The following is a 14819-nucleotide window of genomic DNA, read 5'->3' as shown; positions in this document are numbered from 1 at the left end:
AAAGAACTAACTATAAATTAATAAAATATTGTTAACCATTTTTGCATGTTTTTTTATCAATTAGCTAATTTGCATTGCTAATCACCAATAATTTTATTTTTAAATAGTCTACTTAACTCAAATATTAGATTTTTTTACAATAAATTTATCAATATCGACTTTACTTTTTAATTTAAAAATTTGTTTTTTTGTAAATTAATACAAGAAAACTCGCCATTTTTTATTTCCTTGTATAAACTTGTTTATGTTTAACATATTAATGTATTTGAAAAAGGTGTTGAGCTATATACATTTATATAACTAACAATATTGTTGATATTTTAGCCTTCAACAGGAAAAATAAAATATCGTCAAATTTACTTTATGGCAAATATCCACATATGGATAACAAGGGATAAATCAATAATGGTCAAACTACAACCGTTACTGAAATACTGTATGAAGCCTACACCGGCACTAGTCATTACTCTATTGCTATCCGCTTGTAATTCACCAAATTCGTCACTATATAAAGCACAATCTAATTCACTTTATCAAGTATCGCAAGTTGAGTTTGAACAATTAGTACGCAATGTGGAAATTAAAACTAAAATTTTAGAGCAGTATGCAAACTGGAGAGGTGTAGCCTACCGTTTTGGTGGTACAACTAAGAAAGGTATTGACTGCTCTGCCTTTACCCAACGTATGTTTAGTGAGAAATTTGGAGTTAATTTACCTCGCTCAACAAATGAACAACAATATACCGGCCACTGGGTTAAACAACAAAATTTACGCCCTGGTGATCTGGTTTTTTTTAGAACTGGGCCAACCAACCGACATGTCGGTATTTATATTGGTAATGATAAATTTGTCCATGCATCAACAAGTAGTGGTGTAACTGTTTCTACAATAAATGATGATTATTGGAGTAAGCGTTATTATGCCGCTCGTCGAATCATCGATAGCTATTAATATTTAATGAGAATAAGGACGAGCAGGCAGCGTTATTGATTCCGCAATAGCAACACCCGCTGTTTTAAAATGACAAGTTGCTAAACCTTCATCTTCATAACGAATAAAAAGACAAATTTGACCTTGCCATTCAAGCAAATCATTAGCAATTTGTATTTCGTCTAAAGCTGAACTTAAATGCTTTAACACCGCTAAATTATCGCTAATTTCATAGCAAAGTACTTTAAAGCCAATTAATATATTAGACTTGGAACTGGATATATTATCAGGCATTACCTCGATTTTTTTACCTATATGCCCTGTTAACCATCGATAATTTTGCGGTAAACGATGAATGACAGATAACTTAAAATTACCCACAAAAAACCCTATATTCTAATTAATTATATTATTTTTCTATTTAAGTAAAGAAATAACTTAACATACTAACTTATCAAGCTATTTTATACTTATCTTGGTATTTTACATCATATTAATATGATAAATTTTTGTTATTGTAATATAAAAATCCAGCTTAAACAAAACAAAATATGTTAAGAAATTTAACGAAATATATTATCTTTCAATTGTAAAATGATCATATTTGATTTGATTTTTTTATATAAAACCATATATCAACCAATTAGCTTAAATAAGCAATAATGAAAGATAAAATATTTAATAAATTGAACGGCTCGTGGATTGAGCCTATCTAAATTGTGATTGTTATCGAAGTTAGTGATAAGAAATTATACTGAGTCCATATGAATAAAATGAGTATTTAAATAACAACATAACACGAATAAAATTTATTTTTTTATTAAATAGATAATAATTCTAATTATATTAGTCTTTGCTGTAATTAGCTAACAGAACAAACTCCATTGCAAGAAAAACGCATAATCCCATAAATCCTACCATCGACCAAGCTGTCGTTGTTTTGAAACAAGAAAGCAAGTAACCAAAAAATGCGCCGATACCAAAACGTATTGTACCAACTAAAGATGAAACTGTTCCAGCGATATGTGGATAATTATCTAAAATGACTGACATTGCATTAGAAGATATCATAGCAATACTACCAACATAAACAGCAACACCAAATATCATTGGAATAAAACCTAAGTTTAATATAGTGCTAAAAATCAGCCACATTCCCATGATGAATTGCAGTGTTAAGCCAATATGCAACATTTTCAATGCGCCAAAATGGCGTACATAACGGCTATTCAACGTAGTCAGTAAAAATAAAAAAACAATATTTAAGCCAAAATAATAACCAAAATGCTGTGGTGAAACCCCATTTAATTCAATATAGACAAATGGCCCGGTATTTAAAAATGAAAACAACCCAGCAAACGAAAACCCACTAGCAAGAATATAGCAAAAGACTGGCCTAGCGCGAAACAAGGTAAGAATTTGTTTTATAGTATTACGTAAATGAAATTTTTGCCTTTTTTCCTGAGGTAACGTTTCTTGAATAAAAAAAGTAACTAATAAAGCTCCTATGATGGCTGCTATGGATATAATCCAAAAAATAGCATGCCAGGAAAACCAGATCATTGCCATACCACCTAAAATTGGTGCTAATAATGGCGCGATGGTCATGACTAACAAAACGAAAGACATGCTACGTGAAAATTCATCACTACTAAACATATCTCTCATCAAAGCAGTGATGACAACACTTGCTGCCGCCGCCGATAATCCTTGTAAAAAGCGGACAAAAATAAATTGCTCAATACTGTTAGCGAGTGCACAAATCCCTGAAGTAATAGCAAAAATGATCACACCGCCTAATATCACGGGCTTTCGACCTATGCTATCTGCCATCGGACCATAAAACAGTTGGCCTATTGCAAAACCGAAAATATAGCTATTTAAGGTCATCTGAACTTGACCGGTATCAACATTAAAACTTTTTGCAATCGATGGTAAACTAGGCAAATACATGTCAATGGCTAATGGCATCAACATGGATATAAGGCCTAAAATCAAAATTAGGCTGAAATAAGAGGAACGCTGACGTTGCATACTAACATACTCCCAAATCGAGAAAGTAAAAATATAATTTAAATAGTTTTGATTTCTTCTTGTGTTAAAGAACGGTATTCGCCAGCCTCTAATGCTGGATCAAGATAAATACCTCCAATGCGTTCACGATGAAGTGCATAAACGTGATTACCCACCGCTGCAAACATTCTTTTGACTTGATGATACCGGCCTTCACTTATTGTCAAACGTACCTGCTTTGATGAAACTATCGATAGTTTTGCGGGTTTTGTGGGTAATTTTTCTCCTTTAAACCATATGCCTGTTAAAAACTTATCCACTACCTCAGTTGAAATCGGGTGTGCCAAGGTGACAAGATAAGTTTTCTCACAATGATGTTTGGGCGAGATCATTTTATGTGTCCATTTACCATCATCTGTTATAATCACTAACCCGGTGGTATCTATGTCTAATCTGCCGGCAATGTGTAACTTTGTTATAGCTGGTTCATCAACAAACGATAAAATTGTTGGATTAACGCTATCTACCGTCGAACAAACATATCCTGGTGGTTTATTCAACATAAAATAGCGCAGGCCGATAATATGTTGCAGTACGACATCTTCATAACTAACTACCATCTCAGATGTAATTTGATAAGATCCGGTTTTTATTACTTCATTATTAACCATAACTTTTCCTGCTCGTAATTCTCGCATGACCAAGCCACGGCTGATTGTTAGTTGTTGAGATAAAAACTTATCGAGTCGCATCATAATTTTTAAATTTATATGAAAGAGTTAGAATGCATATGTATTATTATGCTAAATCATTGGATGATTACAATAATTGCTTTTAAAACAATTAAGACAATAAGTAACGTGAATAACTATAACGCAATCAATTATATCAATAACTTGTTAGAGAAGATATAGCTTGCTACAGTAGATTTTATTTTTAATATAGATTACTTCGACATGAATTAGCGAAAAATGCTAATTTACTTATTATTTATTTTAATATCTTAATTAATAATCATGATCGTTACGCTAAGACCATATCAACATGATGCCGTTAATGCAGCAATAAACTATTTTCGCCGCCATAAAGAACCGGCGGTTATTGTATTACCTACTGGCGCAGGAAAAAGTCTAGTGATTGCTGAATTAGCCCGATTGGCCCGTGGACGTGTACTAGTATTAGCCCATGTAAAAGAACTCGTTGAACAAAACCATAATAAATATCAGGCCTATGGTTTAACGGCTGACATTTATGCCGCCGGGCTTAATAAAAAACAAAATAAAAATAAAGTTATTTTTGCTAGCGTACAATCTGTGGCAAAAAATTTAACTGATTTTAATGCTCCCTTTTCGCTATTAATTATTGATGAATGCCACCGCATCAGTCTCAATAACGATGGTCAATATCAACAAATCATACAAAAATTGCAACTTAATAACCCTAATTTATGTGTTTTAGGATTAACGGCAACACCTTATCGTCTGTCTGAAGGCTGGATATATCAGTATCACTACCATGGTATGATAAAAGGCGATGAGAACTGTTTTTTTCGTGATTGTATTTATGAACTTCCGTTAAGGTATATGATAAAAAATCATTACCTTGTGCCACCTAAACGCCTAGATATGCCGATTATTCAATACGATTTTAGTCAATTGCGCCTAAGTCAAGAAGGTATTTTTAATCACACTGACTTAGATCAGGAAATTAAACGTCAGCATAGAGTGACTCCCTTAATTATTAAGCAAATTATCGAATATGCCCGTTCCTGTCAAGGCTGTATGATCTTCGCCGCTACTGTTGAACATGCCAAAGAAATTTTGGCATTATTACCTAATAACAAAGCAGCATTAATTTGCGCAGACACGACAGCAATGGATCGTGAAAAAACGATTAATGCGTTTAAAGCACAAAAAATTCGCTATTTAGTTAATGTATCGGTCTTAACAACTGGCTTTGATGCTCCTCATGTTGATTTGATTGCTATTTTACGTCCCACTGAATCAGTCAGTCTCTATCAACAAATAATTGGTCGCGGATTAAGACTATTTCCGAATAAAAGCCAATGTATTATTCTTGATTATGCAGGAAATCCCCATGATCTTTATATGCCAGAAGTTGGCAGTGCCAAAAATGATCCACAAAACGTACCCGTTCAAGTTTTTTGCCCACTTTGTCATTTTGCCAATCTATTCTGGGGGAAAAGCGATCCTGACGGTCAAGTAATTGAACATTACGGCCGTCGCTGCCAAGGCTGGGAAGAAATGCATAATGGACAAAAAAAACAGTGTCAATTTCGCTTTCGTTTTAAACAATGTCCCGACTGTAATGCTGAAAATGACATTGCAGCACGACGTTGTCATCAATGTCAGGCAATTTTAGTTGATCCAGATGATATGTTAAAAGCGGCGTTAAAATTGAAAAATTCACTGATCCTTCGCTGCGGCGGCATGCAACTGACGGCTGGACACGATAAGAAAGGAGAATGGTTAAAAGTCACTTATTATGATGAAGATGGCAGCAACGTCTCAGAAAGATTTCGATTAGCAACGTCGGCTCAGCGCAAAATCTTTGAACAACGTTTTCTGTTGCAACACCAGCGAGCTCCAGGCCTTCCTTTCCAATGGCAAACAGTAGACGACATTCTACGTCAAAAAACGAGCTTACGTCATCCTAACTTTGTTATCGCACGTAAACAAAACCAGTTTTGGCAAATAAGAGAAAAAATTTTTGATTATCATGGAAAGTATCGTCTGGCTAACGACCTCTATTAACATAATGGTTTCTATTTCTCTTTGCTATCTAGCCGTTGTTGCTTAAAAGAATATAAATGTCCTAAAATTAGGTCATTTTTTCATTTGCTGTAGAGCGGTTTTTTCGTTAAAATGCCGCCCGCTTGATTAGCAATCACTAACAAGTTTTTATTAACGGATCTGCTACTGGGTCGCCTGTCGCAGAGCCTTTTTATATTATGAGAACAAATCATGCTAACTATTAATGCAGAAATCCGCAAAGAGCAGGGTAAGGGTGCGAGCCGCCGCCTGCGTAAAAATAACAAATTACCGGCTATCGTCTATGGTGGTGATCAAGAACCTGTTTCTATTGAACTCAACCATGATGAAGTTATCAACCAAGAAAGTAAGCCAGAGTTTTATGAAGTATTAACGCTGGTGGTTGACGGCAAAAAAACCAAAGTTAAAGTACAAGCGGTTCAACGCCATCCGTTTAAGCCTAAACTAACCCATATTGATTTCTTGCGGGTTTAATAACCAAAAATTGTGCTTTTTATCAAGCCCATCATCAATAACGCCGCCTTTGCGGCGTTATTTGTTTCTGTTCTATCAGCATCCTCAATAAAAACATATGGTTATCATAGGGCTACAAGGTGCAACAGAGAGCACTAAACAGCATGACTGTGGACACGGTGTGGACACTTTTATCTAAAAATGACATTTCCCTTTCAGTGGATTCAGGCTGATTGCATCCTGTAGAAAATCCGGGGCAAAGTGTGCATACGTCATCGTTTGAGATAAATTAGCATGTCCCAGCAACCGCTGTAGCGTCAGAATACTACCGCCGTTCATCATAAAATGCGTTGCAAAAGTATGCCTCAAAACATGTGTTGCCTGTCCGCTCGGTAGCGTCGGTTTAACAGCCTTTAAAATTTTCCGGAAACACTGATATGATATATCAGGAAACAACAGCCCGTTCTTTCCGTCACATATCATGCCGGCAACGTTATCAGAGATCGGTACGATTCTGGGCTTACGGTTTTTTGTAAATGTGAATCGTATTTTATTTTGAATCACATGTTCCCGTTTTAGCCTAATTGCTTCACTCCATCGTGCGCCAGTACTGAGGCAAAGAACGGCAATTTTATAGTTATCACCGCTAAGGTGAGTCAGCAACCTGTTGATATCGTCATCAGTCAGATATGACATTTCCGTAGCCTGTTCTTTCAGCTTTTTATAGCCGCTGAAAGGATGTTCGCCATGGTAGAGGCCGGTATCAATTAAATATGTAAAAATACCGCGCACAGCTGTAATTTCACGATTAATTGTCGATGCCTTAACCCCATGGGCTACCCGTAACTGGCAATACTGGGATATAAAGGATTTGTTTATTTTTGGCACCTCTGGATCTGACATCACACGACAAAACATATTAATTCTGTTCTTTTGATCCCGACCATGGTCGAGGTGCTTGCCAAATAAATCCCACCATTGTTGCGCGATTTCGCTTAACCTGCGGGTATCGGTCAACTTCGGTGTCCATTCTTTCGAGTGGTTAGCCATTACATACCGTTCATAATTAACGGCTTCAAACTTCTTATCAAATTTCCGTCTGACGCGCTTTCCGTTGCGGCCAGTTGGACGAATGTCCACTTCATAGCGACCATCTTCGAGTTTCTTAATTGACATAAGAAATCCCTCCAATGGCACAAAGACTCTTGGAGTCAATGAATTGACAAAAATCCTTATGTAATGTTAACCAGTCTTTTTCTTTGATTGGACTGACATTGTTTTCTCTGGCCCATTGTGTGCGAGAGCTGGTGCAATTTGACCAGCTTCTGGATTGGTTTCATCAAACATAAACCAATCCATATACTTCCGAAATCGTGCTATAGAAAATAATTTTTCTGCTGATTCAAGTGACATATTCATTTTTCCTGATTCATAACCATGATAAGTGTGATAATTAATTCCTGTTAAATCAGTCATTTCTTTAAGTTTTAATCTCTCAGATTCTCTAATAAGTTTCAATTTTTCATTTTTCGGGGTTGACATATTTTTTCATATCCTCTAAATTTTAGATTAAAAGAAATTCCCATAGCTAGCAGCTAAGAGAAAATAGGGGCTACGAAGAGCTTCAATAAAAGAGATTATCAGATGAATAAAGAAATCGTAAATGTTTCTAGTGCTTCAGATGGTGTTACTGAAGCCAAGTTTGCAGAAATGGTTGGAAAAACCAAGCAAGCAATTTCAGATATGCGTAAAGATGGCAAACTGCCCGTAATTGAAATGAAGAACCCCAAAAGTTCTCGTGGTGAATACTATATTTATTTACCTGCCTGGAACTTAGGACTGAAGTTGGCTTATGAATCTTTACCTAAAGAAATTAGAGAAGGCTGGTTAACATGGTTAGGACTGAAATCATGACGTTTAAACAAATAAGTCCTCACAGTTTTTGTTATCGGGATTTTGACATTATAAAATTACCCAGAAAAATAATGAATCCCATCACACGTTATCACGTCTGGTATGGCAAAGACTCTTTGGGTAAATTTGATGCAATGGCTCAGGCAATCCATTATATCGATAAATTATACCAGGGGATAAATGATGAGAAATCCTAGCGTAAGCGTCAAGGCAACAAGACTGGCTTATGTAATGGGCATAGATGAACGTTCCGTTGTGCCCTCTTGTGACGGTAAGTTATTACGATTATATCTTCATGACCATTTACTGATTCAGATTGAATTATAACCAGAAATTAAAGATTACCAACTCAATCAAAATAAAATTTTTAAAACAATTAATCATTAAAAATATAACTAATTATTTTTTATTTAACACCAGGGAAATTTTTAACTTTGCTATGGCGAGTGACGACATGAAGTATCGTCACCACATATTACCCAAACGCATTCAAGAGGTAACCCGATGTCACTACTTAGGAATACCACCGCCGATGAAAGCCATCATTTTTTCCCATCGCGTAAGGGGGTGTCCAGCTTGTCTATCAACACCATACAACGCAATACCTGCTCTTTTTCTGGCGGGATTATAAAGCGCGGTCAGGGGTTGAGTGTCAGTTTCTTCAATTTCTCGCAATCTCGCTTTAATCTGGTTTTCATCCAGTTGCGGAAGTTCATCTGCCAGCCTTCGGTACCGTCTTACTTGAGATTTTGCGCTACCGGCTTTTTCACCAAATTTAACAACAAACTGAATAGCGGAAATCAAGGCAATAAGAAAACCCAACAGCCATCCGTATTGGAAATGTGCAAAAACAGAAGCACCCAGAAATACCTGCCAAAAAGAACAACATTGTTCAACTCGGCGATTAAAAATTTCTGTCATTTCGGCAAGGTAAATCGAGTAGTAGACTTCAAATTTAATGTGTTCGGATGGCTGTTCCATTTTGGGGCTCCTTATTTTTTATCGTTCTCCCCAGTCTTTTGCTCTTCTTGCTGTGACGGGGCAGGTTTATGTAATCGGGTATAGTCTTCTCTTTCTTGGGACATGGATTTCACGCCTTGTTGTTGGATTTTATGTCCACCTCTCACTGGAAAGAAAAAGTGGGCATAAACATGATACCACAACACCCTGTTTTCGGTCAGGGTATAAAAACCGACTCACTAATCTAATTTTTAAGAGGTTAACTATGGCAGTTTATTATCAAGTCATCGCACATCTTACTGAACATGCTAAAGCGTTTGGAATAAATAACCTTCACGGCCTCACCGTTGATAGTAATCGCATTGAGTTATTTAACGACGATAAAAAATTTGCCGAATTATCCATATTGAACAAGGCAAATAACTACCAAAAAAAGGATAACGAGGAAAGATTAGCGCTAGAGACTAAACCGTTAGATCACTTAGTCATTAATACCATTCATTCGCTATTTTCGGGACTTTCTGAAGAAAATAAAAAACAGGAGATAAAAAATCTTACTCCAAAAGAAAAATTAGCACTCATGATCACTATCATGAATGCCATAAGCGAAACCTGTTCAAACATTAACCGCTTTTATGAACAGGATCTTAAATCCACCTTTGATGCAGTCATGGCTATTATGGTCAGAAAAAATTAAAACCACTTAACAATATTTTTCTGTGGTGACCTGATTTTATCGTGGATTTGTTGGGATAGATGATGTGATAACGCACTTATTTCTACTGCATTATCACAAATAATTAGCGTTTCTATTTGTTCGACTTGCTTAATGAGTTCAGTTAACTGTTGTTTAATTTTTTCATTAACAGACATTGTTATTTTCCTTGTTGTGATAAGTCAGTTTATGCCTGTATCTCCCTTCTAAGAATCAACAGGCATAAAAAATATATCACAACACCCTGTTTTCGGTCAGGGCAACAAAACCGATAACTTAATGAGGATATTTATGCATAAATCTAATCAGCACTACCCCTATCGATTAACGGGCGAGTCCGTTAAAAATTATCATATTAATAATAAGAGGAATAAAAAACTGACGTTAATCGATAAATTAATATTGTTATTTGGCGGATTATTTATTTTTTATTTTCTCACCCTAATTATTAAATAAAATGATGACGAATAAACACGCATTAACAAATACATTAATTCACTCGGTTAACACATTACAAAATAATGCCGGTGAGATTAATAGAATAAAGACGGGTATTTATCGCAATGAAGGACTACCCATTAATGCGCGCGTCGATGGGTTAATTAAGGCAGCGAAATGTCGAACCGTTCATTTTAATAAAAATAAAGAAAATCCCGATAATCAATGCCTGTTGGGATTTATTGAATATTTACGAGAACATAATAAACGGTTTGTTAATTTAATTTTTTATTTAGCCAATATTGATAATAAAAAACATCATTTGAAATTTGATGAATTTAATAAAAAAGAAAAACAGGCGATTATTAACGCGCTATTTCAATTACAGGTGCTCGTTGCATTAATACCTAAAAATATCGCACTGCCACTTTAATTTATAAATGAAAATTAACGGTGTTAGCCACACCAAGGGATTGTTTTATCCAAAATAAGGAAAGGAGAAGTAAGAAAATATGACTGCACAATTCGGCGTATTAAAACTCACCGATATGCTAAAGCAAAATCGGGAAGATGAAAGGAAACACTTATTGAGACAATTTTCTGCTCATTTAACGTCGCTGGCCTATCAAATTCTTCATCAAAAGATGTCTTATCACACCGCTTATCAGCACGTGGTGGAAATCAGTCACCACTTTGAACTTCGAGCAGAGAATTTACACCATGTCTGACACGATTGATAAAGCGAATGACTTCGCCCAACAACAATTAATTTACCAGATTAAACAGGTGACCGAGCGCAACAGGGGTATCGCCCGTTTTCATTGTGAGGATTGTGAAAAAGCGATACCTGAAGCGCGCCGTATCGCTTCCCCAGGCTGCAATCGCTGCGTCGACTGTCAATCTCTTTGGGAATCCGCCCAAAAACATTTTAAAAAGAGCAGGAAATGAACGTTTGTTACAACAAAAACAGTCAATTTGCCACTCAATGCTGGCCTGTTCGTATTAAAGCCGAACGATTTGCACTTCTTGATGCAAATCAAGTCGCCAACACGTTTATAAAGGTTTGCCAGGGGTAATAACATGTACCAGTCAGATTTTATCATCAGCCGATTAATTGCGGATTTTCATTTTAAAGAACAAAACGGCTATCTACGTCAGGGTGTTTGTCCCCAGTGCAACAAAAAAGAGTTATTTACCGCTATTGAAAAACCCTTTGTACTTAAGTGTGGCCGTGAAAATAAATGTGGGGCTGAAATTATTGTTAAAGAAATTTATCCTGAGCTGTTTCATAATTGGTCAACGCACTACCCTAAAACACAACAAGCCCCAAATGCCGCAGCGGATGCCTATCTGCAACAGGCTAGAGGATTAGATATTGCCCCATTAAAAGGATTGTATATTGAATCCGGTTATCACGCTAAAGGGCTGGGTTCAGCAACCGTAAAATTTACCTTACCCAATGGCGCTTATTGGGAGCGAATTATTGATAACCCACAACGCTTTGACCGCAAGGCTAACTTTTTTGGCAGTTACAAAGGGTATTGGTGGAGTCTGCCACAACAGAATTTAACAAAGGCAACTGAAATCTGGCTAACCGAAGGGATTTTTGATGCAATTAGTCTTGCTCAGAATGGACTGTATGCCGTTTCCCTGATGAGTTGTCATAATTACCCAGAGCACGCCTTGGCGGCGCTTAAAACGGCATTGGGCGCGAACAAAAAGCCCCTATTGGTCTGGGCACTTGATAAGGGTAATGCGGGCGAAAAAGCGATAAGAAAACACGTTGCACGCAGTCAGCAAGAAGGCTGGAAATCCTGTGCCGCCTTACCTTCGCAATTTAAAAATGAAGACTGGAACGATTTACACCTCAAAGGTAAGCTCGAACGTTATGACTTAATGCGTTATCGTTATTATGGCGACTTGTTACTGACAAAAAGTGCTACCGATAAGGCAATGTTAATATTCAATTATACCCACCGTAATGACTTCTATTTTCAATTTGATAGCCGTTTTTACTGGTTTAAACTCGATATTGAAAGGCATTTAAAGGCGGTTGAACGAATTTTAGACTCAGAAAAGCTAACTAAAGAAGAAGCCACCACAAAAGCGTTAAAAGAGTCCGGCGCTGTCAACGAAATCGCCAACTGTTACCCGACTCCGCTTTATTTTCAGAAATCCGAAGAAACCGACGAATCCTGGTATTATTTAAAACTGGATTTCCCGCAACAAAGACCCAACGTCAAAGCCACTTTTACCGCCAGTCAGTTAACCAGCGCTTCTGAATTCAAAAAACGGCTTTTGCATGTCGCTAAAGGTGCTGTTTACACTGGGGACACCCATCAACTTGACCGCTTTTGCAAAAACGAATTACCGCATATCAAGGAAGTAAAAACCCAAAATTTTATTGGTTACAACAAAGTACTGGGCGTTTATGTGTTTAATGATATTGCCGTGCAAAACGGCAAATTATATACCCTGAATGAAGAGGATTATTTTTCACTGGAGCATCTCGATATCAAAACATTAAGTAGCAGTCCAAGACTGGAAATTAATCATGAACTCAGCGACTTCGATGTTCACTGGTTGGACGATTTATGGCTTGCTTTTGGGGTTAAAGGCTATACTGTGCTTGCGTTCTGGCTCGGGTCACTGTTTGCCGAACAGATACGAAAGTTAAGTAAAAGTTACCCTTTTCTGGAAATTATGGGGGAACCCGGCTCAGGCAAAAGTACCCTGATAGAGTTCTTCTGGCGGTTAACGGGTCGCGCTGATTACGAAGGCTTTGACCCTTCAAAGTCGACCTTGGTAGGCCGTGCGCGTAATTTTGCCCAGGTGAGTAATCTTCCTGTTTGTTTGATAGAAAGTGACCGAATGCAGGATAACGTAAAACGGGCTTTCGATTGGGAAGAAATGAAATCCCTTTACAATGGTCGTGCAACACGTTCAACAGGTATAAAAACCAATCAGAACGAAACCTATGAGCCGCTCTTTAAGGGCAGCATTATTATCGCCCAGAATAGCAGTGTCGAAGCCTCAAGAGCGGTATTAGAGCGGATTATTCATCTCCATACCGATAAGTCAGGTCAAAGCGAACAGACCCGTCAGGCGGCCATTCGCCTGGAACGCTACCCTATTGAACAATTATCCGGCTTTTTGCCCAAAGCGCTGTTAAGTGAAAATGCGATTGTAACGGCTTACGAAACTTCTCTCGATGAAGTTCAGCGACAACTCTTCGATGATGAAGCGATTGGCCATGAACGCATTGCTAAAAATCACGCTCAACTCATCGTTCTGTTACGCACGTTATCCTGTTTTCTGCCCATCAAAGAAAGCCGAGTAGCAGAAACAGAAACCTTTATCGTCGAACTGGCAAAAGAACGTGTTCAGGCATTAGAAGCCGATAATACCCTGGTCACTGAGTTTTGGGATATGTTTGATTATCTCAATCAAAATACCCCATATGGCGTTAATCACAGTAATGAAGAGAATATTTATGCGGTTAACTTTAATCATCTGGCACAGGTGGCCAGTGAATACCGCCAAAATATGCCCAATCTGTCAGAAATCAAATCCCTGCTTAAAATGGGTAAAAGACGTCGTTTTGTTGGGATTAAAACGGTGAGAAGTCACGTTAATAACCAATATAATCAGGCATTACCAACCTTAAGTGCGCTAAAAAAACCTGACGTCGTTAAATGTTGGGTATTTGAAACTAATTATTGAAAAAATGAAAGAATACTCCTATCTTGCCTTTGTTTTTATCAGATATTAACGCAGGGGACGCAGTTTTATATATAAATCCATTTGCTCTGTCTCCTGTTTATAATCTGACTTTTGTTTAGATTTACCTTGCTAATCTTAAAGGTTTTTCAGCAGATTATTCATATTCACCCTTCACTCTCCCTAAATCAGGGCTTGATATTAGCGATTATATAACTATTGATATCAATTTTTGACTGGTCAGCTATCATAAATGGTTACATTTAACTTCCTGTCAAGTAATATAAGAACCCATTCTTCTTGGCAGGATGTCACAGATTTTAACTATCGATAAGGTAAATTTATGACCGAAAAGAAACAAGAAATGTCATTGAATGATATTCAAAAAGATATTGAGGAAATAAAAAATAATATAAAACGCAGGAACTTATTATCAGGATTAATACTTATTATTATGATAATTTTTATCTTATCAATAATAAGTCTAGGGTTATCATTCAAAATGAATATTGAAGATAAGTTCAACTTGATTACAACAGAATATAATAAAGTAAAATCTTTAGAGAATAAACTTAAAAAATTCCTTCCTTAGTTACCCATTACCAAGACCTATTTAAATTCGCTAAGCGACTTAAGCTATATCGTTTAGCGATATTTTCCAGACATCACCACGAGCGATTAACTCACAGCCAAAATAGCAAGATATTCATCATACATAAACGTTAATATTTATTTAACATAACTGTTCATCATTTAATCGTTATTATCTATTTTCAAAATTTTGGGGTATGTGTCGGAAAACGGTTACAATGGTTACAAAAATAAAAAACTATTATAATTAATTGATAATATAATATATTTTAAAAACTTTAAACGGTTACAAA

20 protein-coding genes and 1 pseudogene are annotated in these 14819 nt (G+C 36.5%); 13 read left to right on the top strand and 8 right to left on the bottom strand.

The window, feature by feature from the left end:
* Positions 1 to 405 precede the first annotated feature (405 nt).
* A complete protein-coding gene (gene mepS, locus LDL57_RS05825; RefSeq protein ID WP_180560197.1) occupies positions 406 to 951 on the top strand; it encodes a bifunctional murein DD-endopeptidase/murein LD-carboxypeptidase in 546 nt (181 codons plus the stop codon).
* Positions 952 to 954: 3 nt separating this feature from the next.
* Here the strand turns inward: mepS and LDL57_RS05820 are convergent, their stop codons facing one another.
* From LDL57_RS05820 to rsuA, 3 genes are all read right to left on the bottom strand, one after another.
* Entirely contained in the window at positions 955 to 1311 is a 357-nt protein-coding gene (locus LDL57_RS05820) for a YejG family protein (protein ID WP_180560196.1), read from the bottom strand.
* A 465-nt stretch (positions 1312 to 1776) separates the two neighbouring features.
* Positions 1777 to 2964, bottom strand: coding sequence for a Bcr/CflA family multidrug efflux MFS transporter (locus LDL57_RS05815; protein ID WP_180560195.1), 1188 nt, complete (start codon positions 2962 to 2964; stop codon positions 1777 to 1779).
* Positions 2965 to 3002: 38 nt separating this feature from the next.
* Positions 3003 to 3695, bottom strand: a complete 693-nt coding sequence (gene rsuA, locus LDL57_RS05810) for a 16S rRNA pseudouridine(516) synthase RsuA (RefSeq protein WP_180560252.1) — start codon at positions 3693 to 3695, stop codon at positions 3003 to 3005.
* 264 nt (positions 3696 to 3959) lie between these two features.
* On the opposite strand from rsuA, the gene radD reads away from it, so the two are divergent.
* Both radD and rplY read left to right on the top strand, forming a co-directional pair.
* Complete coding sequence (radD, locus tag LDL57_RS05805) at positions 3960 to 5717, top strand: DNA repair helicase RadD (RefSeq protein WP_180560194.1); 1758 nt, start codon at positions 3960 to 3962, stop codon at positions 5715 to 5717.
* Positions 5718 to 5927: 210 nt separating this feature from the next.
* A complete protein-coding gene (rplY, locus tag LDL57_RS05800) occupies positions 5928 to 6209 on the top strand; it encodes a 50S ribosomal protein L25 (protein ID WP_180560193.1) in 282 nt (93 codons plus the stop codon).
* A gap of 112 nt (positions 6210 to 6321) precedes the next feature.
* On the opposite strand, the pseudogene LDL57_RS05795 reads toward rplY, so the two are convergent.
* Together LDL57_RS05795 and LDL57_RS05790 are read right to left on the bottom strand one after the other, a co-directional pair.
* Positions 6322 to 7364: pseudogene (locus LDL57_RS05795) on the bottom strand (phage integrase).
* A gap of 66 nt (positions 7365 to 7430) precedes the next feature.
* Positions 7431 to 7730 (bottom strand): helix-turn-helix transcriptional regulator, encoded by a 300-nt coding sequence (locus LDL57_RS05790; protein ID WP_180560191.1) that lies wholly within the window; start codon positions 7728 to 7730, stop codon positions 7431 to 7433.
* A gap of 102 nt (positions 7731 to 7832) precedes the next feature.
* On the opposite strand from LDL57_RS05790, the gene LDL57_RS05785 reads away from it, so the two are divergent.
* The 3 genes from LDL57_RS05785 to LDL57_RS05775 all read left to right on the top strand — a co-directional run bounded on the left by LDL57_RS05785 (position 7833) and on the right by LDL57_RS05775 (position 8429).
* Entirely contained in the window at positions 7833 to 8102 is a 270-nt protein-coding gene (locus LDL57_RS05785; protein ID WP_180560190.1) for a Cox family DNA-binding protein, read from the top strand.
* 71 nt (positions 8103 to 8173) lie between these two features.
* Positions 8174 to 8299, top strand: coding sequence for a hypothetical protein (locus LDL57_RS17945; RefSeq protein ID WP_310740164.1), 126 nt, complete (start codon positions 8174 to 8176; stop codon positions 8297 to 8299).
* Positions 8283 to 8429 (top strand): hypothetical protein, encoded by a 147-nt coding sequence (locus LDL57_RS05775; protein ID WP_180560188.1) that lies wholly within the window; start codon positions 8283 to 8285, stop codon positions 8427 to 8429. The genes LDL57_RS17945 and LDL57_RS05775 overlap by 17 nt, the downstream gene beginning before the upstream one ends.
* Before the next feature lie 183 nt (positions 8430 to 8612).
* Here LDL57_RS05775 and LDL57_RS05770 read toward each other — a convergent pair whose 3' ends face one another.
* Positions 8613 to 9083 (bottom strand): hypothetical protein, encoded by a 471-nt coding sequence (locus LDL57_RS05770; protein ID WP_180560187.1) that lies wholly within the window; start codon positions 9081 to 9083, stop codon positions 8613 to 8615.
* 11 nt (positions 9084 to 9094) lie between these two features.
* Positions 9095 to 9268: a hypothetical protein gene (locus LDL57_RS05765; protein ID WP_180560186.1), complete on the bottom strand. Its 174-nt coding sequence runs from the start codon at positions 9266 to 9268 to the stop codon at positions 9095 to 9097.
* A gap of 59 nt (positions 9269 to 9327) precedes the next feature.
* Here LDL57_RS05765 and LDL57_RS05760 point away from each other — a divergent pair, with 59 nt between their 5' ends.
* Complete coding sequence (locus LDL57_RS05760; protein ID WP_180560185.1) at positions 9328 to 9759, top strand: hypothetical protein; 432 nt, start codon at positions 9328 to 9330, stop codon at positions 9757 to 9759.
* Here LDL57_RS05760 and LDL57_RS05755 read toward each other — a convergent pair.
* Complete coding sequence (locus LDL57_RS05755; RefSeq protein WP_180560184.1) at positions 9756 to 9935, bottom strand: hypothetical protein; 180 nt, start codon at positions 9933 to 9935, stop codon at positions 9756 to 9758. The genes LDL57_RS05760 and LDL57_RS05755 overlap by 4 nt on opposite strands.
* Positions 9936 to 10234: 299 nt before the next feature.
* On the opposite strand from LDL57_RS05755, the gene LDL57_RS05750 reads away from it, so the two are divergent.
* From LDL57_RS05750 to LDL57_RS05730, 6 genes are all read left to right on the top strand, one after another.
* Positions 10235 to 10648 carry a DUF5347 family protein gene (locus LDL57_RS05750; RefSeq protein WP_180560183.1) on the top strand — a complete coding sequence of 138 codons (414 nt, stop codon included), beginning with the start codon at positions 10235 to 10237 and terminating at the stop codon, positions 10646 to 10648.
* A gap of 79 nt (positions 10649 to 10727) precedes the next feature.
* Positions 10728 to 10943 (top strand): DUF2732 family protein, encoded by a 216-nt coding sequence (locus tag LDL57_RS05745; RefSeq protein WP_180560182.1) that lies wholly within the window; start codon positions 10728 to 10730, stop codon positions 10941 to 10943.
* Positions 10936 to 11163 carry a TraR/DksA family transcriptional regulator gene (locus LDL57_RS05740; RefSeq protein ID WP_180560181.1) on the top strand — a complete coding sequence of 76 codons (228 nt, stop codon included), beginning with the start codon at positions 10936 to 10938 and terminating at the stop codon, positions 11161 to 11163. The genes LDL57_RS05745 and LDL57_RS05740 overlap by 8 nt, the downstream gene beginning before the upstream one ends.
* Positions 11160 to 11291: a hypothetical protein gene (locus LDL57_RS17720; RefSeq protein WP_255498994.1), complete on the top strand. Its 132-nt coding sequence runs from the start codon at positions 11160 to 11162 to the stop codon at positions 11289 to 11291. Before LDL57_RS05740 ends, LDL57_RS17720 begins: the two co-directional genes overlap by 4 nt.
* Before the next feature lie 4 nt (positions 11292 to 11295).
* Complete coding sequence (locus LDL57_RS05735) at positions 11296 to 13938, top strand: toprim domain-containing protein (protein WP_180560180.1); 2643 nt, start codon at positions 11296 to 11298, stop codon at positions 13936 to 13938.
* 340 nt (positions 13939 to 14278) lie between these two features.
* A complete protein-coding gene (locus LDL57_RS05730) occupies positions 14279 to 14527 on the top strand; it encodes a hypothetical protein (protein WP_180560179.1) in 249 nt (82 codons plus the stop codon).
* Positions 14528 to 14819: the final 292 nt, after the last annotated feature.

Source organism: Arsenophonus apicola (genome assembly GCF_020268605.1).
In the GTDB taxonomy this organism is placed as follows: domain Bacteria; phylum Pseudomonadota; class Gammaproteobacteria; order Enterobacterales; family Enterobacteriaceae; genus Arsenophonus; species Arsenophonus apicola.
Note: the sequence above shows the minus strand (reverse complement) of the source record. Positions and strands in the feature narration are given on the sequence as shown.

Coding starts and splice junctions, on each gene's coding strand:
- LDL57_RS05755 (WP_180560184.1), bottom strand. CDS start 9,935: ATGTCTGTTAATGAAAAAATTAAACAACAGTTAACTGAACTCATTAAG.
- LDL57_RS05760 (WP_180560185.1), top strand. CDS start 9,328: ATGGCAGTTTATTATCAAGTCATCGCACATCTTACTGAACATGCTAAA.
- LDL57_RS05770 (WP_180560187.1), bottom strand. CDS start 9,083: ATGGAACAGCCATCCGAACACATTAAATTTGAAGTCTACTACTCGATT.
- LDL57_RS05735 (WP_180560180.1), top strand. CDS start 11,296: ATGTACCAGTCAGATTTTATCATCAGCCGATTAATTGCGGATTTTCAT.
- rsuA (WP_180560252.1), bottom strand. CDS start 3,695: ATGCGACTCGATAAGTTTTTATCTCAACAACTAACAATCAGCCGTGGC.
- LDL57_RS05815 (WP_180560195.1), bottom strand. CDS start 2,964: ATGCAACGTCAGCGTTCCTCTTATTTCAGCCTAATTTTGATTTTAGGC.
- LDL57_RS05745 (WP_180560182.1), top strand. CDS start 10,728: ATGACTGCACAATTCGGCGTATTAAAACTCACCGATATGCTAAAGCAA.
- LDL57_RS05740 (WP_180560181.1), top strand. CDS start 10,936: ATGTCTGACACGATTGATAAAGCGAATGACTTCGCCCAACAACAATTA.
- mepS (WP_180560197.1), top strand. CDS start 406: ATGGTCAAACTACAACCGTTACTGAAATACTGTATGAAGCCTACACCG.
- LDL57_RS17720 (WP_255498994.1), top strand. CDS start 11,160: ATGAACGTTTGTTACAACAAAAACAGTCAATTTGCCACTCAATGCTGG.
- LDL57_RS05730 (WP_180560179.1), top strand. CDS start 14,279: ATGACCGAAAAGAAACAAGAAATGTCATTGAATGATATTCAAAAAGAT.
- LDL57_RS05750 (WP_180560183.1), top strand. CDS start 10,235: ATGATGACGAATAAACACGCATTAACAAATACATTAATTCACTCGGTT.
- radD (WP_180560194.1), top strand. CDS start 3,960: ATGATCGTTACGCTAAGACCATATCAACATGATGCCGTTAATGCAGCA.
- LDL57_RS17945 (WP_310740164.1), top strand. CDS start 8,174: ATGAATCCCATCACACGTTATCACGTCTGGTATGGCAAAGACTCTTTG.
- LDL57_RS05775 (WP_180560188.1), top strand. CDS start 8,283: ATGATGAGAAATCCTAGCGTAAGCGTCAAGGCAACAAGACTGGCTTAT.
- LDL57_RS05785 (WP_180560190.1), top strand. CDS start 7,833: ATGAATAAAGAAATCGTAAATGTTTCTAGTGCTTCAGATGGTGTTACT.
- rplY (WP_180560193.1), top strand. CDS start 5,928: ATGCTAACTATTAATGCAGAAATCCGCAAAGAGCAGGGTAAGGGTGCG.
- LDL57_RS05790 (WP_180560191.1), bottom strand. CDS start 7,730: ATGTCAACCCCGAAAAATGAAAAATTGAAACTTATTAGAGAATCTGAG.